Source organism: Flavobacteriales bacterium, assembly GCA_016712535.1.
Taxonomy (GTDB): Bacteria; Bacteroidota; Bacteroidia; order Flavobacteriales_F; family PHOS-HE28; genus PHOS-HE28.
Window position 1 is genome coordinate 463,542 of sequence record JADJQW010000003.1, and the last position, 26,352, is coordinate 489,893.

At 63.5% G+C, this 26,352-nt stretch carries 22 protein-coding genes; 6 read left to right on the plus strand and 16 right to left on the minus strand.

Features of this window, described 5'->3' with window-relative positions; genetic code table 11:
• Positions 1-215: 215 nt before the first annotated feature.
• Positions 216-5,744 (plus strand): right-handed parallel beta-helix repeat-containing protein, encoded by a 5,529-nt coding sequence (locus IPK70_12260; protein MBK8227929.1) that lies wholly within the window; start codon positions 216-218, stop codon positions 5,742-5,744.
• Positions 5,745-5,801: 57 nt separating this feature from the next.
• Here IPK70_12260 and IPK70_12265 read toward each other — a convergent pair whose 3' ends face one another.
• From IPK70_12265 to IPK70_12305, 9 genes are all read right to left on the minus strand, one after another.
• Positions 5,802-6,557, minus strand: coding sequence for a tetratricopeptide repeat protein (locus tag IPK70_12265; GenBank protein MBK8227930.1), 756 nt, complete (start codon positions 6,555-6,557; stop codon positions 5,802-5,804).
• Complete coding sequence (locus IPK70_12270) at positions 6,554-8,269, minus strand: protein BatD (protein MBK8227931.1); 1,716 nt, start codon at positions 8,267-8,269, stop codon at positions 6,554-6,556. The genes IPK70_12265 and IPK70_12270 overlap by 4 nt, the downstream gene beginning before the upstream one ends.
• Positions 8,270-8,301: 32 nt before the next feature.
• Positions 8,302-8,790, minus strand: coding sequence for a hypothetical protein (locus tag IPK70_12275; GenBank protein ID MBK8227932.1), 489 nt, complete (start codon positions 8,788-8,790; stop codon positions 8,302-8,304).
• The gene (locus IPK70_12280) at positions 8,787-9,590 is read right to left on the minus strand and encodes a hypothetical protein (protein MBK8227933.1); all 804 of its coding nucleotides are present in this window, start codon (positions 9,588-9,590) and stop codon (positions 8,787-8,789) included. The genes IPK70_12275 and IPK70_12280 overlap by 4 nt, the downstream gene beginning before the upstream one ends.
• The gene (locus IPK70_12285) at positions 9,587-10,732 is read right to left on the minus strand and encodes a VWA domain-containing protein (GenBank protein MBK8227934.1); all 1,146 of its coding nucleotides are present in this window, start codon (positions 10,730-10,732) and stop codon (positions 9,587-9,589) included. The genes IPK70_12280 and IPK70_12285 overlap by 4 nt, the downstream gene beginning before the upstream one ends.
• Positions 10,729-11,811, minus strand: a complete 1,083-nt coding sequence (locus IPK70_12290; GenBank protein ID MBK8227935.1) for a VWA domain-containing protein — start codon at positions 11,809-11,811, stop codon at positions 10,729-10,731. The genes IPK70_12285 and IPK70_12290 overlap by 4 nt, the downstream gene beginning before the upstream one ends.
• Positions 11,798-12,739: a hypothetical protein gene (locus tag IPK70_12295; protein ID MBK8227936.1), complete on the minus strand. Its 942-nt coding sequence runs from the start codon at positions 12,737-12,739 to the stop codon at positions 11,798-11,800. Before IPK70_12295 ends, IPK70_12290 begins: the two co-directional genes overlap by 14 nt.
• On the minus strand, positions 12,736-13,623 hold the full coding sequence (locus tag IPK70_12300; protein MBK8227937.1) for a DUF58 domain-containing protein: 888 nt from the start codon (positions 13,621-13,623) through the stop codon (positions 12,736-12,738). Before IPK70_12300 ends, IPK70_12295 begins: the two co-directional genes overlap by 4 nt.
• 65 nt (positions 13,624-13,688) lie before the next feature.
• Positions 13,689-14,717: a MoxR family ATPase gene (locus IPK70_12305; GenBank protein ID MBK8227938.1), complete on the minus strand. Its 1,029-nt coding sequence runs from the start codon at positions 14,715-14,717 to the stop codon at positions 13,689-13,691.
• Positions 14,718-14,871: 154 nt separating this feature from the next.
• Between IPK70_12305 and IPK70_12310 the strand changes: the two genes are divergently transcribed.
• Positions 14,872-15,291 carry a nucleoside triphosphate pyrophosphohydrolase family protein gene (locus IPK70_12310; protein ID MBK8227939.1) on the plus strand — a complete coding sequence of 140 codons (420 nt, stop codon included), beginning with the start codon at positions 14,872-14,874 and terminating at the stop codon, positions 15,289-15,291.
• Positions 15,292-15,297: 6 nt separating this feature from the next.
• On the opposite strand, the gene IPK70_12315 is transcribed toward IPK70_12310, so the two are convergent.
• Both IPK70_12315 and IPK70_12320 read right to left on the minus strand, forming a co-directional pair.
• Complete coding sequence (locus tag IPK70_12315) at positions 15,298-16,353, minus strand: tetratricopeptide repeat protein (protein MBK8227940.1); 1,056 nt, start codon at positions 16,351-16,353, stop codon at positions 15,298-15,300.
• Between the two features lie 44 nt (positions 16,354-16,397).
• The gene (locus IPK70_12320) at positions 16,398-16,751 is read right to left on the minus strand and encodes a PUR family DNA/RNA-binding protein (protein ID MBK8227941.1); all 354 of its coding nucleotides are present in this window, start codon (positions 16,749-16,751) and stop codon (positions 16,398-16,400) included.
• Positions 16,752-16,981: 230 nt separating this feature from the next.
• Between IPK70_12320 and IPK70_12325 the strand changes: the two genes are divergently transcribed.
• Positions 16,982-17,173 (plus strand): cold-shock protein, encoded by a 192-nt coding sequence (locus tag IPK70_12325; GenBank protein MBK8227942.1) that lies wholly within the window; start codon positions 16,982-16,984, stop codon positions 17,171-17,173.
• 285 nt (positions 17,174-17,458) lie between these two features.
• The gene (locus tag IPK70_12330; GenBank protein MBK8227943.1) at positions 17,459-17,842 is read left to right on the plus strand and encodes a VOC family protein; all 384 of its coding nucleotides are present in this window, start codon (positions 17,459-17,461) and stop codon (positions 17,840-17,842) included.
• A 7-nt stretch (positions 17,843-17,849) separates the two neighbouring features.
• Here IPK70_12330 and IPK70_12335 read toward each other — a convergent pair whose 3' ends face one another.
• The 3 genes from IPK70_12335 to IPK70_12345 form a co-directional block, all read right to left on the minus strand.
• Positions 17,850-19,616, minus strand: a complete 1,767-nt coding sequence (locus IPK70_12335; GenBank protein ID MBK8227944.1) for an agmatine deiminase family protein — start codon at positions 19,614-19,616, stop codon at positions 17,850-17,852.
• A gap of 233 nt (positions 19,617-19,849) precedes the next feature.
• Positions 19,850-21,274: a transglycosylase SLT domain-containing protein gene (locus IPK70_12340; protein ID MBK8227945.1), complete on the minus strand. Its 1,425-nt coding sequence runs from the start codon at positions 21,272-21,274 to the stop codon at positions 19,850-19,852.
• Positions 21,271-21,843: a DUF479 domain-containing protein gene (locus tag IPK70_12345; protein MBK8227946.1), complete on the minus strand. Its 573-nt coding sequence runs from the start codon at positions 21,841-21,843 to the stop codon at positions 21,271-21,273. The genes IPK70_12340 and IPK70_12345 overlap by 4 nt, the downstream gene beginning before the upstream one ends.
• 151 nt (positions 21,844-21,994) lie before the next feature.
• Between IPK70_12345 and IPK70_12350 the strand changes: the two genes are divergently transcribed.
• Both IPK70_12350 and IPK70_12355 read left to right on the plus strand, forming a co-directional pair.
• Complete coding sequence (locus IPK70_12350) at positions 21,995-23,044, plus strand: histidine kinase (GenBank protein MBK8227947.1); 1,050 nt, start codon at positions 21,995-21,997, stop codon at positions 23,042-23,044.
• Positions 23,045-23,162: 118 nt separating this feature from the next.
• A complete protein-coding gene (locus tag IPK70_12355; GenBank protein ID MBK8227948.1) occupies positions 23,163-23,891 on the plus strand; it encodes a response regulator transcription factor in 729 nt (242 codons plus the stop codon).
• A 6-nt stretch (positions 23,892-23,897) separates the two neighbouring features.
• Here the strand turns inward: IPK70_12355 and IPK70_12360 are convergent, their stop codons facing one another.
• Positions 23,898-24,959, minus strand: a complete 1,062-nt coding sequence (locus IPK70_12360; protein MBK8227949.1) for an alpha/beta fold hydrolase — start codon at positions 24,957-24,959, stop codon at positions 23,898-23,900.
• 114 nt (positions 24,960-25,073) lie between these two features.
• A complete protein-coding gene (locus IPK70_12365; GenBank protein ID MBK8227950.1) occupies positions 25,074-26,270 on the minus strand; it encodes a hypothetical protein in 1,197 nt (398 codons plus the stop codon).
• Between the last annotated feature and the right edge of the window lie 82 nt (positions 26,271-26,352).

Consider the following 26,352-nt stretch of genomic DNA (forward strand, 5'->3'; position numbering starts at 1 on the left):
GCCCCATTCGAGCCCGGTTATCAACATTGGCCGCTCGGTTGAACCAATGCTCGCACAGCTTCTGCGCCGGGTAACTGCGGATCGATCACGCTCTATCGGGCATCAGGTGCCGCTGGTCGAATTGTGGATGGCCTGTTGATGGCGGAAGCCTACGGCGGCGCGGGTTCGGCCAATTTCGCGGCGCCCGGATCCGGAACCTCCGTGGCATTGAACCCATGCGCGAGCTCCTCTCCCTGATACTGGTCATTTGCGGCCTTGGCGTGAATGCGGCCACCTACTACCTCTCGCCCACGGGCAACGACAGCAACAACGGAACCAGCCAATCCACGCCTTGGCGCACCATCGACCGCGCCAATCAGCTCAGCAGCAGTTTCCAGCCAGGCGACCGCATCCTGTTCCAACGCGGAGGTGTGTACCGTGGCAAGCTGAGCATCCTAAACAGCGGCAACGCCACCGCCTACATCGAGGTGGGTGCTTATGGCACCGGCGCCCAACCCATCATCAGCGGAAGCGTGGCCGTTACAGGATGGACGCTTCATAGCGGCAACATCTGGAAGGCGCCCTTGAGCCAAGCCACGAAACAGGTCTTCGTCAATGGCGCATTGCAAGAGATCGCGCGCTTCCCCAATACCGGCTGGCTGCGCGTTGATCAAGGCACCAGCACCAGTCTTACTGACAGCGAGCTCAATCAGCCCAGCGGTTATTGGACAGGTGCCACCGCGGTGATTCGCACCACCAACTGGAGCTACGATACCGCCTATGTCTCGGCATTCAGCAATAGCACCCTTACTCATACGGCCACGGGCAACGCCCTGGGCACCTGGCAATGGGGCTATTTCATGCGCAACAAGCTCGCACTGCTCGACGCACCCGGCGAATGGTTCCATGACCGGGCCGCAGGCATGCTCTACCTCTGGTGCCCGAGCAACGCGAACCCGAATACGGTGCTCGTGGAGGCCGCGGTGACCGATTTCGGGATTTACGGCGGCTGGCAGCGGCATCACATCAAGGTGAGCGAGATCCATTTCCGCCACCATACCACAGCCAGCCTTCGGCTATCCGGCACCACCGACCTCGAGGCCTTCAACTGCACCTTCACGGATACCTGGCAGGCCATCTACAGCACTGGCAACAACCAGCACTTCCACCACCTCAATGTGCAGCGCACATATGGTAGCGCGGTGGTGCTGCTCGACAATAATTCAGTGCTCGAGCAGTGCACCCTCACCGACATCGCGATGGTGAAGGGCCTCGGCGAGCAGAACATGGGCTACATCGCCATCCGCACCAATGGAACGGGCATGACCGTCCGCGACAATCATGTGGAGAATGTGGGCTACTGCGGCATTGCCGTGAACAACAACGCCATCGTGGAGCGCAACCTGGTCATCAACAGCATGGCCATCCTCAATGATGGCGCGGGCATCACCTTCGATCAGACCGACGGCGCCATCATCCGCGATAACGTGGTGCGCGACCTCAGCGGCGATGTGGAGAGCAGCGCTATCGGCTGGGTGCATTCCGTTCCCATCTGCATGGGCATCTACTTCGGCAATGTGTTCAACAAGAACATATTGGTGAAGGGCAACACCGTGATGAACTGCAAGGGCTCCGGCATGTACGTGGACCATACGATGCTGTTCACGGGCAACCGCATCGAGGACAATGTGCTCTTCAATAACCAGATCCAGCTCTTCATCTCCGACTACAGCAACTACAATGGCCCCGGCGCTACGGCCCCCTTCCATGTGCCGGCGTACAACACGGTCTACAGCAATAACGTGCTCTACAGCCTCAACAAGGACCAGCTCCTGGTCCAGCAGTACCATGTGTACAGCGCGAATTTCGTGGACTTCGGAACCTGGACGGGCAACCGTTACTTCAGTCCGTACAACGACCGCAGCATCTATCTGCGCAACTCGGTCACCGGCGCGCATGACTACTACACCCTGGAGCGCTGGCAGGCGGTGATGAATGAGGATCCCACCGGTACACGCAGCCCTCTTTACCTGCCCAGCATGGAAGTCCAGCAGGTGCTGGCCACGCTAGCGGTGCCGAATGGCAGTTTCGGGAGCAACGTGACCGGATGGACCGGTTGGCCCAGCCAGGGGGTGATCACTCATAACACCACCAAGCTTGATGTCGGCTGCCTGAAGACGAGTTTCACCAGCAATGCGACCTATGCCACCCATAACCTGAATCATAGCGCCACTGTTGGGGTCCAGTTGGACGCTTGGTACCGGATGAAGTTCAGCATGGTGGGCGATGTGATGGGTGAACTCGTCGTTGGATTCAAGGCCAACAGCCAGGCCAATGATCCCTTCCGGATCGGTGAGCGTGCATTCCCATTCGATGCCAACCGCCGCGATGTGGAGCATTTCTTCCAGAGCGACCGCACGGACCAGGGCGTGTGCATGTTCACCAGCAGCTACACCGCAGGCATCTACTACTTGGACAATGTCACGCTTGAGCGGGTGACGGCCGTGCCGGTGGATCCCTTGCAGCGTCAGATGATCCTGGTCAATGAGCAAGCCACTGCGCAGGTCTTCAGCATCCCTGCCGGTTGCTGGAAGGACACCGACGGCAACGTGATGGGCGCATCAATCACGCTGCAGCCCTACAAGTCGCGAGTGATCTACCGCTACGCGATCGGGACCGCGTGCGGCCAGCAAGTCGATTGCGCCGGCGTGCCCGGTGGAGCCGCTGTAGCCGGGACCGCATGCAACGACAACAACGCATGCACCGCCAACGACACCTGGAACGCCAGTTGCCAGTGCGTAGGCACGCCATCAACCCCAACGGCCAGCATTTCGGCCGGCGGCGCAACGAGCTTCTGCACAGGCGGCAATGTGTTGCTCAGCGCGGCAACAGGCACGGGCTACACCTACCAATGGCGGAACAACGGCACCAACATCAGCGGTGCCACGTCGAGCAGTTACACGGCGACGGCCAGCGGCAGCTACACGGTAGTGGTCACCAGCGGCGGCTGCAGCAGCACGAGCGCAGCCACGACCGTAACCGTGAGCGCAGCGCCGTCGGCAACGATCTCCGCTGGCGGAGCCACCACCTTCTGCAATGGCGGGAGCGTGGCGCTGAGCGCGAATACGGGCACAGGCCTCACGCATCAATGGCGCAAGAACGGCATCAACATCAGCGGAGCCACAACGAGCAGCTACACCGCCACCACCGCTGGCAGCTACACCGTTGTGGTCACGAGCGGCGGCTGCAGCACCACGAGCGCAGCCACATCGGTCACCGTGAATGCGGCGCCCACGGCCAGCGTTACGGCCAGCGGTGCAACAAGCTTCTGCACAGGGGGCAGCGTGTTGCTAACTGCTGCTGCCGGCACGGGCTATACCTACCAATGGCGGAACAACGGATCCAACATCAACGGCTCAACCTCCAATACGTATTCTGCTGCTGCATCGGGCAGCTACACGGTGGTGGTGACGGGTAACGGCTGCAGCACAACCAGCGCAGCCACCACGGTGACCGTGAACGCCGCGCCTTCGGCGACGATCACCGCCGGTGGGGCAACCACGTTCTGCAATGGCGGCAGCGTGGTGCTGAACGCGAACACGGGATCGGGGCTCACCCATCAATGGCGGGTCAATGGCGCCAGCATCAGCGGGGCGACAGCCAGCAGCTACACCGCCACCACGGCCGGTAGTTACACGGTGGTGGTCACGAATGGCGGATGCAGCACCACCAGTGCGGCTGCCACGGTCACGGTGAATGCATCGCCCACGGCCAGTATCACGGCCAGCGGAGCCACGAGCTTCTGCACCGGCGGCAATGTGGTGCTCAGCACCCCCACCGGCACGGGCTACACCTATCAATGGCGGAACAACGGAACCAATATCTCCGGTGCGACCGCTAGCAGCTACACCGCTGCCGCTACCGGCAGCTATACGGTGCGTGTGACCGGCGGTGGGTGCACAACCACGAGCGCAGCCGTCCAGGTGACCGCGAGCGCAGCGCCTTCGGCGACGATCACGGCTGGTGGCGCGACAACGTTCTGCAATGGCGGAAGCGTCGTGCTTAATGCGAGCACAGGCACGGGTTACGCATACCAGTGGCGCAGGAACGGCATCAACATCAGCGGGGCTGCTTCGATCAGCTACACCGCTACGACCAATGGAAGCTACACGGTGGTGGTCACGAGCGGCGGTTGCAGCGCAACAAGCGCAGCCACCTCGGTCACGGTGAACGCTGCCCCCACGGCAAGCATCACGGCTGGCGGTGCCACGAGTTTCTGCACCGGAGGCAATGTGGTGCTCAGCGCCACTGCCGGTACGGGCTACAGCTACCAATGGCGCCGGAATGGGACGAACCTCAGCGGGGCAACGGCGAGCAGCTATACCGCTACGACGGCGGGCAGCTATACGGTGGTGGTGACCAGCGGCGGTTGCAGCATTACGAGTGCGGCCACGACCGTAACGGTCAGTGCTGCGCCAACGGCCACCATCACGGCCGGTGGAACCACGAGCTTCTGCGCAGGCGGCAATGTGCTGCTCAACGCGAATACAGGAACGGGTCTCACCTACCAATGGCGGCGCGATGGGACAGCGATCAGCGGTGCCACGGCCAGCAACTACTCGGCCACGCTTTCCGGTGCCTACACCGTAGTGGTGTCGAACGGCGGTTGCAGTTCCACATCGGCCGCCACCACGGTCACGGTGAAGGCCGCGCCGGTGGTGAGTTGCTCAGCGAATGCAGGAAACAGCACGGTGAGCGTGGCTGCGACTGGAGGCCAATCACCTTACACCTACTCTTGGAACACCTCGCCTGTGCAGGCCTCCGCAACTGCAACGGTTGCTTCTTCAGGCACCTACACCGCCACGGTTACCGGTGCCAATGGCTGCTCCGCCTCTTGCTCCTCAACGATCACTTTGGCTGGTGGCAGCTGCGTGGGGATCCGCACTGAGACACAGAATACATGGGGTTCGGTAAGCACCAGCTCTGCATCCGTGGCCTACATGCACGCCAACTTCGCCAGCGCCTTCCCGGCACCGAATTACCTCACCATCGGATGCGGTCAGCGGTTGGTTCGCTTCACCAGTTCAACTGCGGTTGCCAATGCCTTGCCGCTCTATGGTGATTTCAACCTGCTGCCAACAGGAACCACGGTCAATCCAGGAGGCGCCGTCAACAACGCCTTCTTGGGCAACCTCACCGCACTGAAGCTCAACATCCGCTTCGATGAGGTCAATGCTTCCTTCAGTTCCTCTGCTGTGCTCCTCAAGAACATGGTGGTGGCCCAAGGCACGTTTGCGGGATGGACGGTACAACAGGTGGCGGACCTCGCGGACCAGACCCTCGGGGGCTGCGTGACGACGTACACGTTCAATACGGTGAACACGATCGTGCGCAACATCAATTCCGGGTATCAGGGCGGCACCATGAACAGCGGCTTGCTCTCCTGCCCCGGCATGGCGGCCTTCGCACCCGAGGAAGGCCATGGCTCTGATGCGCTGGCCGATGGATTGCGCGCGACGGCATTCCCGAACCCGGCCTTGGGCGCCACCACCATCAATATCACTGGCTTGGATCCCGCTGCACCGCTCGAAGTACGCGTATTCGATCTGAGCGGAGCCCTGGTCCATGGCCTCTATCTCGGCGAGGCGCCGGAGAGTGGCATGCTTCAGCTGCCATGGGACGCCAGCGGGCGCGCTGCTGGCATGTACTTCTACGAAGCGGTGAATGGTGATCGCGCTGCGCGCGGGAAAGTGATCCTCGAGTAGAAGTCAGCGCTCGCAGCGGATCGCTCGGACGGGTTTGAAATGGTCCCGAACCGGTATTCAGATGCGCTCGAGCGCCGTGCTGGGCACCCAGCCCGTTGCGCCATTCGGCAGGATCACAGTGCACCAGCCTTCGGCATCGGGAGCAACGGACACCTTGGCTCCGCGGTGCAGCACGAAGAGCTGCTTCGCGCCGTTGCGTGGCTCCGATAGCGCCTCCACTTTGGCGACCATGATGATCGCCTCGCCCCTGGAGCGGACCTCCCGGTGGCTTGACCAAGCGATGGTCATGCACGCAACCATGGCCATGAACGCCATCGCGCTCACCGCGAGGGCCACTTGCCGCTTCAGGCCTTGGGTGAGCCGTGCGCTGGCGAGCGCGGTGAAGAGCAGCAGGCACGCGAAGAGCGTATAGCGCGCCCAGGCATCGGGGTCGTTGCCGCGCAGCATGCTCCAGGTCTTTCCGAGCCCTGTGGTGCCGCTCGGCGCAATGCGATCGCGGATCTGCTCACTGGCCAGGTCGAGGTTCATCTGCAGGTCGCCGTCGTTGGGTGCGAGGCGCAACCCGCGCTCGTACCAGAGGATGGCGCGCGCCGCATCACCGAGTTTGTAGTGCGAGTTGCCCAATGCAAGGCAAAGGCCTGCGGACCGGAATGCGCTGGCGGTGCTGTCGAAGGCGGAGAGCGCCACCTCGTAGCGGCCTTCGGCGTAGGCGCGTTGCCCGAACGCCACGAGCGAATCCGCCTCACTCTTCGTGAGCGCGGAGGCCTGTGAAGCCATGGCACAGGCGCAGATGAGGAGCAGTGCACGGGTCATGCGTGAGCGGCGCGCTCGATGCGCTGGATGAGTTGGAGTGCGTCTTCGTACAATGCTTTCTGCGGTGTCGCGTCCACCGGCGCGAAGCGGGCCATGTCGCACGCTGCGATGATGCGAACGGCGTCCGCTGCCATGGCGCGCGCATCGGCATGCGGATGCAGCCGTTCCGCGATCCGGTCGGCATTGATCTCGGCCAATCCCAGGCCCAGCTTGTCACCCAGATAGCCATGCAGCGCTCTTGAGAGCGCGCCATGGAAGGCCGCCCGGTCATTGCTCGTGATCGCGGCCTCGGCTTCGCGCAAGCGCTTCCGAGCGAGCTTGTCCGCCGTGCGCCGGCGCATGCCCGTGGCGTCCGCGCGTTGGCGTTGCCGCTTCCGGTGCCAGATCAGCAGCAGCGCATAAGCGAGCGGTGGAGCGCTCATGCCCGCAGCCCACGGCCAAGTGCCGAATAGGAAGCGGTCCTTCTCGCGCAGTTCAAGGTCGCCGGTTCGGATATAGCGGATGTCGCTGTCGAGCGTGGCCACCTCAGAGCGCTGCACGCGATTGGCCATGGGGCTCCCGGCCTGCCCATCGCCCGGGGAGACCACGATGCTGAGCGGCGCGCTGTTGAGGGTCTTGTACGCGCCGGCTTTCGGGTCGAAGTAGCTCATCGTGACGGAGCCGAGATCGAAGGACCCATCGTGGCGCGGGATCACGGTGTACTGGAACCCGCGTGAGCCGTTCATGCCGCCTGTGCCCAATGATATGCGGTCCGTGACGCGCGGCTCGTACACTTCGAAGTCGGACGGGAACTGGAGCTTCGGCGCCTCGATCAGCTTGAGGTTGGCGCGGCCGCTGAGGCGCACCTCCACCTCGATCGCATCGTCCACGCTCACTTCAGTACGGTCGGCCTTCACCTCAAGTTCCAGCTCGCCCACTGCACCGTTGAATGCGTCCGGTGCGTTGGCCGGCAGGGGAAGGGCGTTCAGTTCCACGGCGTTGCTCTTCACATCGATGGTGCGGCCAGGGTTGAAGAAGCTGCGGCCCACGATGCAAGTGAGGCCCATGGGGTCGATGCGAAGGGTGCCGGCGCGTTGCGGGATCAGCAGCTGCTGCTTGATGGTGATCACGCGGTAGCCGAGCCCGTTCACCACGCGCTCCTCCCAGCGCGCACCTTGGGTATCGAGCTCCTCGCTCCAGAAGCCGTTGAGCTTCGGCGGGTCCATCTGCGGCGCTTCGAGCCCGGAGTAGCGGTTGTAGAGCTGATAGGTGGCCACCACTTGCTCACCGACATATGCCTTGCTCTTGCTCAGGCTCAGCGCGATGAAGAGGTTCGGGTCGCGGTGCTGGCCCTGAGCCACGGCAGGCTCCTGCGGCGGCGCGCTTCCCTTGGTCACTTCAACGGTGATCGGATCGGTCTGCACCAAGCCCTTGCCCACGCGCGATTTCGCAGGGCCGATCACGTAGCGGCCCGGGCGCGTGGCCGTGAGCACCCACGTGCGGCTCACGGTGCTGCTGGAGCGGCCATTGATGAAGTTGTAGCTGCTGCTCTCGAAAGGCCCTTGCACGATCACCAAGCCGCCGAGGTCAGGTGCCTCGAACCGTTCCTGGGCGTTGGTGAGCGTGATCGTGAGCTTCACGTGCTCACCGGCCGCGACCTGGTTGCGGTCCACCTGTGCCGTGAAGGTGATCTCCTGCGCCAGCGCGAGCGGCGCCGCGACGAGAGCGATCAACGCTGTCAGGAGGTTGCGCAGCGGGTTCATCATCACCAGTCCTTTTCGATTCGCGCCTTGCGGCCCGGCATGCTTCGCGCCCGAACGCGCTCCTGCACATCCTGCTCTTTCCTGTTCAGTTCGTCGAGCATGCGTTCCGCATCGCGCTTCTCCATGCCACCGCTGTTCCGCTCCTGTTCTTTGTCTTGTTGCTGCACTTGCTCCTTTTCCTGCTGTTGCTCCTGCCCCTGTTCTTGCTGCTGTTCCTGCTCCTGTTGCTGCGGCTGCTGGGCTTTATTCTGTTGCTGCTCTTCTTTCAGGAGCTGCTCGGCGAGCTTAAGCAGTTTCGCATCGCCGGGGTGCGCCCGCAAGCCTTCATCGAGCACGCGCATGGCGCTGCTCTTGTCTTCTTTCACGTATTGGCGCGATGCGCGGTTGAAGTAGGCATCGGCGGATCGCGCACCCGTGGTATCGGACTGTGCGTTGGAGCCAACTGCGCACAGCACGAGCGCAGCGAAGGCGATGTTGTTCCTGATGCTCATGAGGCTTTCGCTGCGTTGGTCACGGTCTCCAGCTTCTTCATGTATTCTTCCTTCTGCTTCAGGCTGGGATCCTCGCGGAGGCCCTGCTGCATGAGCTCCAAGGCCTGGTTGAAGCGGTATTGCTCAACGAGCGAGTCGGCCTGCTGTATGATCGCCAGCGCGCGCAGCCCCAGTTCCTTGTTCGCATCCTTGTCCTTGTTGCGCTGGTCCTGCGCATCGCGGGCGCGCTTGCGGGCATCGAATGCGCGTTGCGCAAGCACCAGGTTCAGGCGGGCATCGTCGTCCGCAGGGGAGAGGCGCAGCGCCGCCTTGTTCCAGCTTATGGCGGCTGCGTAGGAAGAGTCGATGGAGCGCTCGAGCTTCATGAGGTCGCGGCGAAGGCTGTCGCGGAGCACGAAGGTGCTCACATCCTGCGCGATGTCGCTGCCCTCGATCCGCAATGCGCCCAGGTCCCGGTTCAGGCGCACAATGGTGGAGTCGGCATCGCGCGCATCGGCCAGGTGCGCGGCGCCGAGGTTGAAGAGGACGCTGGCGTGGTGCTCTGCGGCGCTATCAAGGTGCTGCGCAGCGCGGTAGCGCTCAATGGCATCGCCCCACCGGGCCAGGCGGAAGGCGCTGTTGCCACCATTGAAGAGCGCGCGTGCATCGAAGGGCGCACTGGCGAAGAGGCTGTCAGCCAGCATGAACTCCCCGGCGTCGTAGGCAGAGGCGCCGAGCCGGAGCGCGCGCTCGGCCATGCGCTCTTGCGGCGTGGCGCAGGCGGCGAACAGGAGCAGGGCGGGCGGGAGGATGCGTTTCATGGCACGGATGCGCGCCACACCGCGCGCGGGTTTCTCCGTTCTCCAACGAGCAGGTACAAGGCGAAGCAGGCCAGCGCCGCACCCAAGGGCCATTGGTACTGATCGTCATAGGCGGTGTAGCGCATGCTCCCTACATCGGCCTGTTCCATTCGCTTGAGCTGCTCCACGAGTTCCACGATCCCCATGTTGCTGCTGGAGGCGCGCACATAGGATCCGTTGCCCGAGGACGCGATGCGCCGGAGCATCGGCTCGTTCAGCCGCGTCACCACGGTGCTGCCGTTGCGGTCCTTGCGGAAGCCGAGGTTCTGGCCGCCTTTCTTCACGGGTATGGGCGCCCCTTGCGGTGTGCCGATGCCGATGGCATGCACGACGATGCCGGCCGCTGCTGCCTGCTCAGCGGCCAGCGGCGCATCGTCCTCGTGGTTCTCGCCATCGCTGATCACGATGATGGCCTTGCCGGCCGGACTCTCTTCCTTGAAGGCCTGCCTCGCCAGGTCGATGGCGGCGCCGATGGCCGTGCCCTGGTTGGCAACGGAATGCGTGCCGATGGTGCGGATGAAGAGCTTGGCTGCGCTGCGGTCGGTGGTGAGCGGAAGCTGCACGTAAGCATCGCCAGCGAAGACCACGATGCCGAGGCGGTCGCCCTTCAACCGGTCGATGAGCTGGAGCATGGCGCGGCGCGTGGCCATCATGCGGCTGGGACGGAGGTCTTCGCATTCCATGCTGTTGCTCACGTCAACGCAGAGCATGAGGTCGATGCCCTTGCCCTTCACGGTCTCCGGGCGGGAGCCGAGCTGCGGGGCGAGCAGCGCGATGCCGGCCAGGCCGATGCCCGTGCGCAGCAGCAGGTAGCGCCCAAGGTTGCGCGCTGCGCTCACGCCGGGCATCATGCGGGCAAGGGTGCCGCTCTGGGCGAAGCGGCGCAGCGCGCGATCGCGCCAGGCGGTGTTGGCGATGAAGGTGAGCAGCGCGACCGGTCCGGCCAGCAGCGCGGGCAGCATGTCCGGACGAGCCATGTGGAAGGAAGGCACCCACTGGGCGATGAACCACCACGCACCGGCAGCGGCCAGGGTGAGCAGCAGCTCGAAGCCGATGGCGGCCCAGGCCATGATTCCCCAGTGGTATGCGGTACGTGCGCTCATGCGATGCCGCGCAGCAAGCTGCGGTCAATCAGGAATCCGGCGAGGAGCAGGCTCGCCCCGAGCAGCGCGAACGGGTGGAACTCCTCTTTCCGGCTGGTGAACTGCTCCACCTCGATGCGGGTGCGCTCGAGCTGATCGATCTCCTCGTAGATCTCGCGCAGCCGCTTCTCATCCGTGGCCCGGAAGTACTTGCCCCCGGTGAGCGCGGCGATCTCCTTCATCGTGGGCTCATCGAGGTCAACATCGATGTACTCGAATTTGTATTGGCCATTGGGATAGCGCGCCACGGGAGAGAGGGCTTTGCCGCGCGTGCCCACGCCGATGGTGTAAACGCGCACGCCCAGCGCCTCGGCGATGTGCGCTGCATCGATCGGCTGCACCGACCCGGTGTTGTTCACGCCATCGGTGAGCAGCACCACCACCTTGCTCTTGGCCTCACTCTCGCGCATGCGGTTCACGGCGGTGGCCAGGCCCATTCCCACCGCGGTGCCACCTTCGATCAGGCCAGAGCGTGCATCGGCCATGAGTTGCTTCAGCGTGGCGTGGTCGGTGGTGAGGGGGCATTGGGTAAAGGCCTCGCCTTCGTACACCACCAAGCCGATCCGGTCGTTGGGCCGCGCATCGATGAAGCGGATGCCCGTGCGCTTGGCTGCCTCGAGGCGATCGGGTTTCAGGTCCTTGGCGAGCATGCTGCCGGAGATGTCCATCGCGATCACGATGTCGATGCCTTCCTGGTGCACGTCTTCCCGGGTGTCGTGGCTCTGAGGACGGGCCAGGGCGATGATGAGCATGGCCATTCCGGCTATGCCCAGGGCCAGCGGCATGGCTTTCACCAAGGCCTTCCAGCTGCCGCGCCTTCCCAGATGCGCGCTCAGTGTGCTCAGCCGGGTGAGTCCCGCGCTTCTGCGATCGCGCAAGGCTTGCAGCGCGGCGGCCAGCGGGAGCACGGCTCCGAGCCAAAGCAATTCCGGATGCGCCAGGGTGAAGCGGCTGACGGCGATCCAGGCGCTTGCGGCCACAGCGATTGCGCCTGCCGCGCACCAGACCCAATAGGCGATATCGGGTTCAGGCCTTCGCATGCGCGGGATCGGGTTCTGCGGTTGCCATCACGAAGCGACGTGCCGAGGCCATGAGCTGCTCGTTCTCTTGCGGGCTAGGCAGTGCCTTGGCGAACTTGACCATGTCCGCGGCGTGAAGCATGTTGCCGAGCAGCACTTGGTGATCGTTGCTGAGCGGGCTCACGCGCAGCTCGTGCATCAGCTCATCGGTGGTGCGCTCCAATGCTGGCACGTTGTACCGCTCCTCGATGTAGCCCCGCAGCAGGTCGGTGAGGCGCGATTGATAGGGCTTGTGCAGGCCTTGCTGCCAGAGGCGCTCCTGCTCCAATGCATCGAGCGCGGCGAGCACGCGCTCGTGCAAGGCGATGGGTGCTGCTTCCAGCACGGGTTCCTGCGGGGCCTTGCGCATGCGGCGCACCAGAAGCATCGCTGCGGCTGCGAGCAACACGGCGAGCCCAGCACCAGCGATCCACTTCCATTGCTGCCGTGCCCACCAGAAGAGGCTGAAGGAAAGGCGCTGGATGGGCTTGATGTCCGCAGGCACGGCCGCATCGCCCACCGGGTAGCCATCGACGCGCAGCAAGAGGGGCTCGGTCTCCACGGCTCGTTCGCCCACGTTCAGCTTGAAGGGCGGGATGGCCCAATAGCCCGTGTCGAAGGAGGTGATGGTGATGCGGCGCACGACCCTTGCGCCAGCAGGCCCGCCCGCGCCATCCAGCTCCGCGGTTTCCGGCTCGTTGATCCTGATGACCTCGATATGGCCTGTGATCGTATCTCCGATGGCCGGCCACTTCACAGCTGGGCCTTCGGCATTCGCGCTCAGGCTGATCACGGCATGCTCTCCGATGCGGATCCTGGGCGGATCAAGTCCGACCAGTACCGGGGCTGATTCCTGCGCCTGCATCAGCGCAGGCGCCATCATCGATGCTATGGCCAAGGCCTTGCTCATCGTCCGCCTTCACGCTGCTTCAACAACTGCATCAGCGGCCGCACGTAGCCGGTGTCGGTGCCGATCACGGCATGGTCAACGCCGCTGCGGCGCATGGTCTCGCGGGTGCGCTGCGCGTGCTTGAGGCCAGCGGCGCGGTATGCGTTGCGAACGCGGCTGCTGCTGGTATCGATCCAAAGCTGCTCACCGGTCTCGGGATCGGCCATGCGCACCAATCCGATATCCGGCAGTTCGGCCTCGCGCGGATCGGCGGTGCGCAGCACCACGAGGTCGTGCCGACGGTTGGCGATCTTCAGCGCGTCCTCGTAGCCGCTGGCGAGCAAGTCGCTCACGAGGAAGGCGATGCTGCGCTTCTTGATCACGCTGTTGAGGTAGCGCAGGGCCCCCGCGATGCCGGTGCCGGTGCCCTTGGGCGTGAATTCGATCAGTTCGCGGATGATGCGCAGGATGTGGGCGCGGCCCTTCTTCGGCGGGATGAACTTCTCCACGCTGTCGGTGAAGAGGAGCAGGCCCACCTTGTCGTTGTTCTTGATGGCGCTGAAGGCGATGGTGGCACAGACCTCCGTGACCAGCTCCCGTTTGAGCTGGTGCGTGCTCCCGAAATCGCCGGAACCGCTCAGGTCGGCCAGCAGCATCACGGTGAGCTCGCGCTCCTCTTCGAACACCTTCACGAACGGATGCCCGAAGCGCGCGGTCACGTTCCAATCGATCGTGCGCACCTCATCGCCGGGGCTGTATTCGCGCACCTCGCTGAAGGTCATGCCGCGCCCTTTGAACGCGCTGTGGTACTCGCCGCTGAAGATGTGCTCGCTGAGGCCGCGGGTCTTGAGCTCCACGAGCCGCACCTTCTTCAGGAGTTCCTTGGTATGCTGGGCGGTGTTCATGCGAAAGTCAGTAGCAAGGGCAGGCGCAAGGGCGTCGCGCCCGCTCCCGCCCCTGCTGCTTGGGTTCAAGGAACCTCGACGGTATTCAGCACACGGTCGATGATCTCGTTCACCGTGATGTTCTCGGCCTCGGCCTCGTAGGTGAGCCCGATGCGGTGGCGGAGCACATCGGGGCACACGGCGCGCACATCCTCGGGGATCACATAGCCGCGGCGCTTGCAGAAGGCGAGCGCCTTCGCCGCGAGCGCCATGTTGATGCTTGCGCGCGGGCTGCCGCCGAAGGCGATCATGCTCGTGAGGTCGCCCAGCTTGTGCTGATCGGGCTTGCGGGTGGCGTGCACGATATCGACGATGTACTGCTCGATCTTCTCATCCATGTAAACCTCGCGGACGAGCTGGCGGGCGGTGAGGATCTCCGCCGGGGTAACCACGCGCTGCGGCTGCGGCTGCTGCCCGGCGCGCGTGTTCTGGCGGATGATGAGCTTCTCCTCCTCCTGGCGCGGGTAATTGAGCACCACCTTCAGCATGAAGCGGTCGGTCTGTGCTTCGGGCAGCGGATAGGTGCCTTCCTGCTCGATGGGGTTCATGGTGGCCAGCACGAGGAAAGGCTCGGGCAGCGGATAGGTGCTGGAGCCGATGGTGACCTGGCGCTCCTGCATGGCCTCGAGCAAGGCGCTCTGCACTTTGGCCGGCGCGCGGTTGATCTCGTCGGCGAGGATGAAGTTGCTGAAGACCGGTCCCTTGCGCACGGTGAACTCCTCGCTGCGCTGACTATAGATCTGCGTTCCGATGAGGTCAGCGGGCAACAGGTCCGGCGTGAACTGGATGCGACTGAAGCCTGCATCGACCGTGCTGGCCAGCGATTTGATCGCGAGCGTCTTCGCCAGGCCGGGCACGCCTTCGAGCAGCACATGGCCATCGGCGAGCAAGGCCACGAGCAGCTTCTGCACCATGTCCTTCTGCCCCACGATGGTCTTCTCCATCTCCCGGTCGATCAGCTCCACGAAGGCGCTGGCCTGCTGGATCCGGTCGTTGAGCGCGCGGATGCTCTCTGAAGTGACGGCTTGCGCCGATTGCGTAATGACTGGTTCCATGCGGATGATCGAATGAAGGCAAAGGTGCCGGGGCGGCTTTCGGGGCAGCCACGGCCCGCCGTTAAAGCGTGTTAACCTCTCGCATGGGCCATGCAACGCTCAGCCGTGGGCACCGCGTACCGCCGCGATCCGTGCGCCCGATACCTTCGGCCGCATGGATGCCCCCACCACCAATGCCCTGACGCTCGCTGAGGCCACCACGCATGTGCGCACCTTCCACGAGGCCTTCGGGATCGCCAACGCCGATGCCCCGCTCGGCGCCATCGGTGACCGTGATGCGCTGCTGCGCTACAAGCTGATCCGCGAGGAGAACGAGGAGTACCTCGATGCCGCCCTGCGCGGTGACCTGGTGGAGGTTGCGGATGCATTGGGCGATATCCTGTACATCCTCTGCGGCACCTTGCTGAAGCACGGCCTCGAGCACAAGATCGACGAGGTGTTCCGCGAGATCCAGCGCAGCAACATGAGCAAGCTCGGGGCCGATGGCAAGCCGATCTACCGAGAAGATGGAAAGGTGCTGAAGGGGCCCGGCTACTTCAAGCCCGATATCGCAGCGGTGCTTGAAGGCGCTTGAACCAGGTCAATTCGGCCACTCATACGCGCGGCACCAAGCGTAGAGCGATTTGATGGCAGCTTCGTTCGAACGGATCCACTTCGACACGTGCTCATCCTCAGCGGTGGCCTGCATCACCATGGCAGCCGTTTCGAGATGGCCGGCCTGCTTCAGTTGCCGGAAGAAAGGGACGTAGTACTCCCAATAGAATCCGCTCTGCTTGCCCTCAGGGTCTTCGAGCAGGCCGATGAGCATATCGAGCTTGCCGGAGAAGAGCTCAGAAGGCTCCTTCTTCTTGTTCTTCTTGTCCATATCGGCCGCAGTGAGCATGGCGAGCATCAGTTCAGCGGTGGTGAAATCGTTCACGCGCCGCGCGGTGTCGCCCTCAGCGGGCAGGCGGCTGGCATCCACGCGGATGGTGATGTTCTTCTTGCCGGTACGCTCCACATTGCCTTCCATGGTCTGCTTCATGAGCTCAAGGTTCGCCTTTGCGCGCCCGCTCTCGGGCTCAAGGATCAGGAAACGCGCGAAGGCGAGCACGGCGCGCACGCGTTCGCCCTGACCGGCCTCGATCCGTGCGATGCCGTTGTGGCTGCTGGCGTGCTCCGGATTGCGCATGGCCGATTGCTGGAAGCTGACCACGGCCTCATCGTAGCGTTTAAGGCCTGCGAGGGTGACGCCCTCGTTGTACCAGAGCTGATGGTCTTCGGGCGAGGCTTCTTGAGCGCGGCGGTACATGATGAGCGCCTCCTCTGCACGGCCCAGGTGATCGAGCGAGTTGGCATAGGCGAGCAGCACCATGCTGATCTGGTCATTGGCGCCGTGGATGGCCAGTGTATGGTCGGATAGCGCGATGCACTCCTCGAAGCGCTGCGCCGTGCAGAGCGTGTGGCATTTCTCGGCCAAGGCGAGGAAGTTGTCCTTGTCGGCCTCCAACGCCGCATCGTATTTGGCAATGGCCTGGATGTAGGAGCGATCGTCGTGCAACACAACACCTTCGCGCACAAGCGCATGAGCAGTGGCGGGATCCTGGGCGCACGCCGTGCCGACCGAGAACAGCATGAGCAGGACTGGAATGCGCATGCAGCAGCGTGATGGTTGCGTGGTGTGGGCGAAAGTGCCTGGGATCAGATGTCCTTCCGGTCGAGGTCCTCGAAGTTCACGTCCGTGAAGGGAGGCGCATCGGAGTCGGCTTCGCGCGGCGCCTGATCGGAGCCATTGCTGTAATCGCCAGTGGCGCGGAGACGCTCAATCTCGTCCACCGCGTCCTGCAATCCGTCGATGAATTTCTCGAAGTCCTCTTTATAGAGGAAGATCTTGTGCTTGTCGTAGTGCGTGGTGCCGTCCTCGTGCGTGTGCTTCTTGCTCTCGGTGATGGTGAGGAAGAGGTCGCGGCCGCGCGTGCTCTTCACATCGAAGAAGTAGGTCCGCTTCCCGGCCCTCACGGCCTTGGAGTAAACATCCTCACGATCGTCGCGCATGGCTGGGCAGGGTATGGCGAACCCAAATGTAGCAGGGGCGGTGAAACGGCCAAATCCATGTTGCATCGCTCGCCGTGACTGAAGAAGGCATCCTGCGCCCCAGGCTCAGCTGGCCGCGGAGTGCTGCCCCCTGCCCATTGCACGGGCCGAAAGCCTACCTTGCGCCCCCTTGGTGCTTTTACCAAGGTCAACACGCGGCATTACAACCGCCGCACGATTCCCCAAGTCCAATGGCAAGTGGTACAGTGAAGTTCTTCAATACGGAGAAAGGTTTCGGGTTCATCACCCCCGATGAAGGCGGCAAGGACGTCTTCGTGCACAAGACCGGCACGCTCGATCAGATCCGCGAAGGCGACAAGGTCACCTTCGAAGTGGAGCAGAGCCCCAAAGGCCCAAACGCTGTGCAAGTGAAGCGCGGCTAACCGCATAACGAAGCACTGGAGCCCTCCGCCACAAGCGGGGGGCTTCTTGTTTCATAGGAGTCCGTGCTCGGCCGGTTCCGACTGAGCCATGCAGGATTTTTGGCCCCAGGGAGCGTGGTGGAGATTCGCTGGTGCTACCGTGCTCAGTTCTTAGCGCGTCTCACCGCGTTGCGATGCCCCGGCCATCAATCCGCGAACCTCCCATCACTCGCCGGCACGATCGGTTGCTTCTCGCGCATAGGTTGCACAGCAGCGATGGACGACAAACCCGGCATCGCGGAACAGATGGACAACAGCACGAATGCACTCAATTGGTTCGAGATCGCCGTGAGCGACCTCGACCGCGCGCAACGCTTCTACGAGACCGTCTTCGGCATCCGCATGGAAGCCATGGACTTCCCAGGCATGCAGATGCGCGCCTTCCCCGGCGATGGCATGAACGGCAAGGTGGGCGGCGCACTGGTGAAGAGCGAGCAGCACACGCCGAGCTCCACGGGCGCGGTGATCTACCTGAATGCGAATCCCGATCTGAGCGAGGCGCTGGGCCGCGTGGAGAAAGCGGGTGGCCAGGTGATGGTCCCCAAGACGCAGATCTCACCCGAGATCGGTTACATGGCTTTCTTCATGGACACCGAGGGCAACGCGGTGGCCATGCACAGCCAAGGCTGAGAAGGGGTCACCGCTTCACCACCTTCACGCTTTGCCGCCCGGTCGCGCTTTCGACAAGGAGGTGATAGGCTCCGGGGCTCAGGTAGCGAAGGTCCGCGAAGGCGCGGCCATCGGCGTGCATGGGCGCATCGTGGATCAGCATGGCCTCACGGCCCAGTGCATCGCGCAGCGTGATGCGCACGCGCTGCGTGCCGGAGCTGCCGAGGGTGATCGTGAGGATGTCGCTGGTGGGGTTGGGGTACACCTCGGTGAGGATCGGCCCTTGCGATCCGATGCCCGCGTTGATGTCGAGCACGCGGAAGCGCCACCAGCCATGCGGCGCGGTGATGGGGCGCACCTGCTGCTTGCCGCTGTTGGCCATGGCCTGGATGTAGTAGTAGATGAGGCTGCCGGCGGGATGCGCGGGGATGGCGGCGCTCCAGCTGTTGTTGGCACCAGCCGTCATGCTCACGGGCGTATAACCGGCGGTGGTATCGGTGGTCCAATAGACCTCGGCTGATGCGATGCCGCTCTTGTGCCGGATGTAGGCCTCCACGTTGTAGGGGATGGCGGTCTCGTAGGTGTCGGTGAGGCGCTGGTGGCGGATCAGCAGCGGATCGGCCACGCCGATGGTCTTGGTGATGCAGTGGATGGCGCCGCTCTGGCTGATGATGTTGTTGCCGCTGTCGTCGCAATCGATGCCCACCACGCGGTAGCCGGGCAGGTTCTCGCGCAGGATCCGGAGGCCGGTGGTGTCGTACTGCTCGCGGTAAGTGGGCACGAGCACCGTTCTATTGATGAAGATGTTGTTGGCGTAGGTGCGGTAGCTGCCGCTCGGAGGATAAGCGCCGCCGGTGCTGGGCGGCATGGGGATGCGAGCGATGCGGTAGGGCGTGCCGAACACGGAGTTGAAGTTGCTCAGTACGTATTGGATGTTCTGCTCGATCTGCGGGCCATCGCTCACCCCGGTGGGGAACTCTCCGATGAGCAAGGTCTCCTCATCCAGCAGCTTCATGTGCATGTCGATGTGGTTGATGTTGTCGTAGGGCAGGGGCGTCATCTTCACGTAGCGTCCCGGCTGGATGCCCATGAACTGGTTCATCACGTTATCCACGCTGGCGGCATCGCGCACGGTGGTGTTGTAATCGCCGTTTGGCCCGTTCTCCTCGAGCACCAGATCGCTGCTGAACGCCGTCCCGAAGCCGTCGGCCATGAAGTTGCCGCCGGTGTGCACCAGGTCCCACGGCGCGGTGGTGGTGCTGTAGATGCCGATGTTCTTCGCCGTGGCGATCTCGTCGCTCAGCGCATTGTCCAGTGGGCGCGGGCGGTTGTAGATCCAGTCGAGCAGATAAAGCGAGTCCACTTCGTTGGCGTAGATGCATTCCGGGCCGTAGTCGCGCATCCAGATGCTATTGAAGGGTGCTTCGAGGAAGGTAATGTTGTCGAGGTCGGTGATGGGGCCGCCGCTGCTGCTGTTCTGAAGGGTGCTGATCACGGCATCCTGATCGCTGCACACGATCAGCACCTCGCACTCGTCCTTGGCGTAGCGCACGATCTGCTTCAGGATCCCGGGGAAACTCGTCCACGTGATCACCAAGGTCTGCACCTCCTCCCATTCGGCCATGGTGCGGGGTGCGAATGGGGGCGGGGTGGTGATGCCGCGCGCACCGGCAGCGAGGCCTTCCTTGTAGGCCGGGATCAGCGGCACCTCATGCGGCGCGAGCTGATGCGGAAGGTCCTGGGCGTGCAGGTTGATGGTCAGCGCAAGGGCGGAGAATGCAGCGAAACGCTTCATGGTTCTGGATAGTGAGCCGCAAGGTAGCGCGCGGCCCTTTGCGATCGAGCGGGCTTCGACCTAGCTGCGAATCCATTCGCTGGATCCTACGATGCCGGCTTGTTGCCATCCTCTTGCCACGGAGTAGCTGCCGAAGATCCGGCTCAGCAACAAAGGCGCTTGCGACATCACTGGCCGCACCGGGTCGCTCCGAGCCTGCCTGCCGAAGGCATGGCGGAGCGAAGGAGTCCCGCTCAGCTTTCCACCTTCCTTTTTCCACCTCCTCCCAGCTGCTCCCTTACAGCCAATACGCCGCGTACGTAATTGAACACCTGGCTGCCTTTGCAGTAGCCGTTCTTCATCTCGGGACGGAGGTAGAATCGTGGCTTGGCGAGTAAAAGCACGGCGCGTTCCACATGCCCTTCCCAGCGCGCGGGGTCGAGGCCGAGTTGATCGGCCAGGCGCTGTGCGTCGATGATGTGCCCAGGGCCGGCGTTGTAGCTGGCCAGCACGAAGCGCATGCGTTGCTGCCGGTCGGGGATGGCGCGCAGCCAGATGGTGTCGAGCCGGGCGAGGTAGCGCGCAGCTGCGCGGATATGGTCCTCCACCACGCTGCTGGTGTCGAGACCGAAGCGGGCCGCGGTGCGCGGCATGATCTGCATGATGCCCATGGCGCCTTTGTGCGAGGTCACGGTGCTGTCGAATCGCGATTCCTTCCAAGCCATGGCGGCCAGGAGCTTCCAGTCGTACGCTAGGCCCGAAGCGTGCGCGCGGAAGTATCGGTCGAAGGGCGAGATGCTGTCCCGGGAGAGGCCTTTCATGCGGCGAGAGCGCAAGGGACCTGGAGGTGGCACAGGAGCCCTATGCGCCTTCATCAGTTTCGCCAGCTCCATGAGCTCGTGTTCATCGCTCTGCCAGACCTCGATCGCCTTGCGCAGGTCCGGCGCATTCCTTCGGATCACCAAGCGCCAAGGCACCGCTTCGCCCGCCGGTCCCTCGAATTGCAGGGCCGGGAAGCGCGCTGCCTCATGTTCAGCGCGGAGGCGCGATACGATGGCGGCAGGCACGCGGCCCAAGAGCACTTCCATGAGCAAATCGTCCTCCGTGTCAGCGCTGTCGTGCAGGGCGCGCTGCACTGTGAACTTGTTCCATCCTGAATAGCGGTGGTGCGCGAAAGGCGAGGAAATGGCGAGCGCTGCGCTATCCATGACTGGACCCAGCGCCGGGCCGGAGCCTTCCTTCGCATCGGGTCGCAGCCTGACGATCATCGGTGCCGATGATGCGAAGGGATCCGATTGATGGTAATGGCGCCGTTCGGCACCGTCCAGGAAAAGCGGCGCAGCGATGAGGTCGGCCCGGCCATCCCAGAGGGCGGCCAGCATGGCGTCGGGATGCGCCATGGGCACGGCGCTGACATTCAGTCCTTGCGCCTTGGAGAAGCGCGTGATCCATTGCCATGCCAGTCCGCGTTCGCCTTTCGGCGTTTCTTCCCACACGAGGGGGTCGCGCAGCACGATCACGCGCAGGGTGTCGTTCGCGATGATGTCCAGGTCGCGCTCCGCTTCGATGCCGCTCCAAGGGTCACCGGGGCCATCATCCGCCACGGTCCATTGCACCAGCGCATACACCAGGATGAAGGCTGCTGCAGCCGCTACGAACACCCACCACCTGCGCTTCATGTTTCTGCTACGTGTACGATGATGCCTTGCAGGAAGGGTTCGAACTCCTGCTCGAATCGGCTACGGTGATCGATGAGCACCTGTTCGGCGCCTGCCATCCGGGTACCATTCACCGCGCGGCGACTGAGGCCGTGCAATGCCCTGGCCAGGCCATCTAGTCCTGCATAGCTCGTAAGCCAATCTCCCGCTATCATGTACGGAAGCATGCGCTGCGTCCGCTCGGGCATGTGCTCTGCATTGGCCTCCAGCACATCATACATGCGAGAGGAGAAGCGGTTCAAGGGCTCCGCATGCCATCGCTCCCACTGGTACGCGAGCAGGTGGTCGAAGAAGAGGTCGAGCACCACGGGCGCGTAGTGGCCAGCGTGAGCGCGCAGCGCGGTGCGGCCTGCGTGCTCGGTCCGGTGCGCATCGGTGAAGGTGTCTATGCGGCGATGCAGGCGTATGCCTTGCTGCAGACGTGGATCGAACCGGGAAAGGTCGCGGCCCTTCACCGCGTCGGCCATGAAATTGCCGGTGATCACCATCGGATCGTCGCCGCTGAGGAAGAGATGGCCCAGGAAGTTCATGGCGGCGGCAAGGTAGCTTGAGGGCAAGGGCGCCTTCCGCCACGCCTTCGCGCCGCTCATGTAGGTGCATCGCGGCCTCGGAATGGGCGGGTAACTTGCGCGCCTGCTGGCCGAAGGCCGGGCGAACATGGATCCCGCGCGCTCACGACCCATGCAGCGCATCCCGCGCTGGGCCATTTACTGGTCGGCGCAGTTCATCGGCTGGGGCCTCTACTTCGGGTTGAGCCTGCTCGCCTCGTGGGTCGATGGCACGTATGATCCGCGGCTCTGGCGCATGCTGCTGCCTGAGCTGGCCACCGGCATCGGGGTGAGCCACTTGCTGCGCGCGGTGATCGTTCGCCGGCATTGGCTCGAGCGTCCCATCGGCGTTGTGCTTCCTCGCATCGCGCTGGCTGCGGTCGTGCTCAGCGTGCCTGCTTTCGTCGTCGAGGGCGTGCTGGTCTCCGCCGTGCTCGGCGATGCATCGGCCATCGTGGCGCGCGCGCCCTTGGAGCATGTGGCGCGTTTGATCAATTGGGCATTGCTGCTGGCGGTGTGGAGCTTCCTCTATTTCGCCTACGGCTATTTCATGCGGCACCGGCGCGAGGAGATCCGCAACCTGCGCCTGGAGTCGGCGAACCGCGAGAATCAGTTGGGCACCCTGCGCGCGCAGATGAACCCGCACTTCATGTTCAATGCGCTCAACGGCATCCGCGCGCTCATCGACGAGGATCCCGAGCAGGCCAAGCGCGCCATCACGCAGCTCAGCGCCATCCTGCGCAACGCCATGACCACCGTGCGGCGCCGCACCGTTCCGCTGGGCGAAGAGCTCGATATCGTGAAGAGCTACCTGGCGCTGGAGGCGATGCGCTATGAAGAACGCTTGCGCGTGCGCTTCAACGTGGACGATTCGCTCGCGCGTGAGCACGTGCCGCCCATGCTGCTGCAGACCTTGGTGGAGAATGCCGTGCGCCACGGCGTGGCCCGGCTCCCGCAAGGCGGCGACCTCGTGATCGGCGCGCAGCGCGGCATCAACGGCATGGTGCTGTCCGTGGCCAACAGCGGGCATTATGAGCCGGGAAAGGTCAATGGCTCCGGCATCGGCCTGAGGAACACGCGCAAGCGGCTCGAACTCATTTATGGCGGACAAGCCGCCATGCGCATCGGCAACCACGAAGGCATGGTGCTCATGGAGGTGGAATTGCCGTTGAACTCAGGTTGAAGGTTGGCGGAGGTTGAGGGTTGCCCAAACCTCTGCCCAACAACCCTCAACTTCCACCCTGTGCCAACCTTCAGCCCCCAGCCTGCACCAACCCTCAACCCCCAACCTGCACCAACCGATGAAAGCCTTAGTAGTCGATGACGAGCGCCTGGCGCGCAAGGAACTGATCTCCCTCTTGGAAAAGCACGATTCCATCGAGGTCGTAGGCGAGGCGGCCAACGCGGATGAGGCGGAAGCGCTGATCGCCGAGAAGAAGCCCGACCTGCTCTTCCTCGACATCAACATGCCGGGGCGCACAGGCTTCCAGCTGCTCGAATCCCTCGACCATGCGCCGCTGGTGATCTTCGTCACGGCGTATGACGAGCACGCGCTGGAGGCCTTCCGCGTGAACGCGCTTGATTACCTGATGAAGCCCATCGAGCCATCGCGGCTCGAGGAGGCCATTAACAAGCTGCCGCAGCAAGCGGAGGATGGCGCGCCGATGCGCGAGATCCTCCATGAGCGCGATCAGATATTCCTGAAGGATGGCGAGAAGTGCTGGTTCGTGACGCTGAAGGACGTGCGCTACTTCGAGAGCGAAGGCAATTACGTGCGCGTGCGCTTCGCCGACCAGAAGCCGCTGGTGCTGCGCTCGTTGAACAAATTGGAAGAGAAGCTCGATCCTCTGGTCTTCTTCCGCGCCAACCGCAAGCACATCATCAACCTGCGCTGGGTGGACAAGATCGAGCCGTGGTTCAGCGGCGGCCTCATGGTGAAGCTCAAGCACGTTGGCAAGGACGGTGAGCCGGAGGCCATCGAAGTGAGCCGGAGGCAGGCCGCGCGCTTCAAGGACCTGCTCAGCTTGTAGCAGCACTCACTTCACGCACGCACCGAGGTGCTCCACGCGCGCGCCAGCGCGCCAAGCCAGGCATGGGTTCGCGTAGGTCTGTCCGTCGCAACCGCACACCTGCCGCAGTTCCTTCGTGCAGGGCCCCTCGCTGGCAATAGCAGGATCAGGGCAAGGACCGTCCTTCAGCACGCGGAGCAAATGCGACTCGAAGGCATCCTTCTGCTCGCTGTTGGCAATATGCCCTGCCTTCGGGATGATGATGAGCCGATTCTCCGGCAGGCCGCTTCGCTTCACGATGCCGCGCCCGACAGCCAATGGGATCAGCTTGTCGCCCTCGCCCCAGATCACATGCACGGGCATGTTCCATTGGTAGGCTTTGGTGGCGTATTCGGCCTCGCGGTGCAACAGGTCCTGCAAGAGCGCGAGATGCTTGGCGCGCTGCGCGGAGAGCCTGCGGTGCATCTGCTTCAATGCGAACCGGGGGATCTTCGGCGGCGCATAGAAAGCGGTGTTCACCAATCGGCGCTGTTCATCGGCATTCGTGGGGGTGAAGAGCGCCGCGATGTCAGCGGCGCCCACTGACCGAGCCACGCTATCAGCCATTGCACGCGTGTAATCGCTGGCGGGCCCATCGTAGATCACCAGGCCACGCGTCCGCTCCGGGCGCTGTTCTGCGAAATTGGCCGCGATGGCTCCTCCATAGCTGTTGCCGACCACGAAAACAGGCTCGTTGACCTTCAGGCTGTCGAGGATGCTCACGATGTGACGCACCTGCTCGTCCACGCTGTTCCCGCTCCATGCAGCGGTCGTGCGCCCGTGACCGATCAGGTCGGGCGCGATCAGGTCGAAGCGTTCGCGGAGCGCAGGCAGGTTCCCGGCCCACATGGCGTGGCTGCTGGTGATGCCGTGGATCAAGAGCAGCTTGGGCTTCTCGTTGCGCGAAATGGTTGAGCTGGCCCAAACGGATCGCTGGCCTGTGGCCGCAGCGAATGAGCGGGCTTCCATCCCCGCCTCGCGGAAGGCCTTGGCACCCTGCCTCTCGATCGTTTTGACGACGTTGCAGCCCGCAGCGATGCAGGCGGCCATCAGGAGAAAGAACGGCTTCATGGATTCAACTCGGCTTTGCGCCAAAGGAACGCCGGGCAAGGTGTGGTGTTCAATCCTGTTCGCCGTGAATGGCGCTCAATGCTCCTTGGCCGATCAGAGATTCTCCTGCAGGAATTTGCGTGGCAGGGCCTCGAATTCCAGCGGGAACCACCGGCGGAGCACCCCGACATGGTAGTTGTATGGCTTATGCTGATAGAACGAAGGCTCTTCGCGGTAGAGCTCAGGGTTGGTGAAATGGCCTTGCGCATCGCGTGGCTCCACCCGAAGGATCGAATCGTTCCGCAGGCAGCTGCTGTCCTTCAGGCATGCTGGATAGGCGAACGGCTCCAGGTCCATGCGACCCTCCATCGGTGCGTAGTTGATCTCGTCCCGGTAAGGCGGCAGTTCCACTTCACCCACGGTGCTTGCGATTCGCTTCTCCACGGAACCGCTCAAGTACGCCGTGATCCCCGTGATCGGCCTGCGCAGCATCTTGATCGCGGCCGAACGCACGCGGCCCATCGGGTCCAACGGCTCCTGGCCGGTGATCACCGCGAAGACGCGATCGCTGCTCACCAAGCGGCCATCGTCGTAGGCCAGAGGCATGCGCGGCACCGGGTCCGCCGGATTCACCAGGCTGAAGCAGCCGGCGCCCTTGGCATTCATCGCGGAGAATTCATCCATGAGGGCGCGGTTGCCCACCATGGGGTGGGCAAAGGCATAGGTCTTGATCCGGATCGGCGCGCCGATCGCCGATGACGGAAGATGATGCAAGTAAGCGCGCAGCAGCAACGCGAGCGCTCCGCCCTGGCTGTGGCCCGTGATGATGAGGTCCCGGACGCCGTTGTCGGTGAGCTGGCGGATACGCGCAACCGCGTCGTTCGCGATGCAGGCGATGCCAAGCGCATAGCCGGCATGCACGGCTGCCGCGGTGTCCTCTGCGAAGCGGTAGGGGAAGGGGCGCCCGTCGATGCGGATCACGCCTTGGGCCGGGATCATGGCGGCCTGGATATTCTCCATCCAACTGATCGCGCTCGAGGTGGAGCCGCGGATCTCCAGCACGGCCATGTCACCCTTGCGGAAGAGCTGGAACTTATTGTCCATGCCCATCACCGGTGATTCGTACACGCGCTGGTAGCCGTCGGGGATCATGTCGCCATCATCGCCATAAAGCTCCCTGAAGGTGTGCGTGGTGCACAGCGCGCTGAGATCACGGGCCTCGGCGGGGGCGAAACCCGGCTGGAGCTGGGCTTTCACGCCGGTGCCGGTTGCGGCGGCGAGGAGAATGATGATCGCGGATCGGCAGCGCATGGCAAGGGAACGCGTGCCGCAAAGGAAATCGCATGCCAAGGCCCTTGCGGCAGCACGGGAACGGAGTTTTCAGCAGGATCCC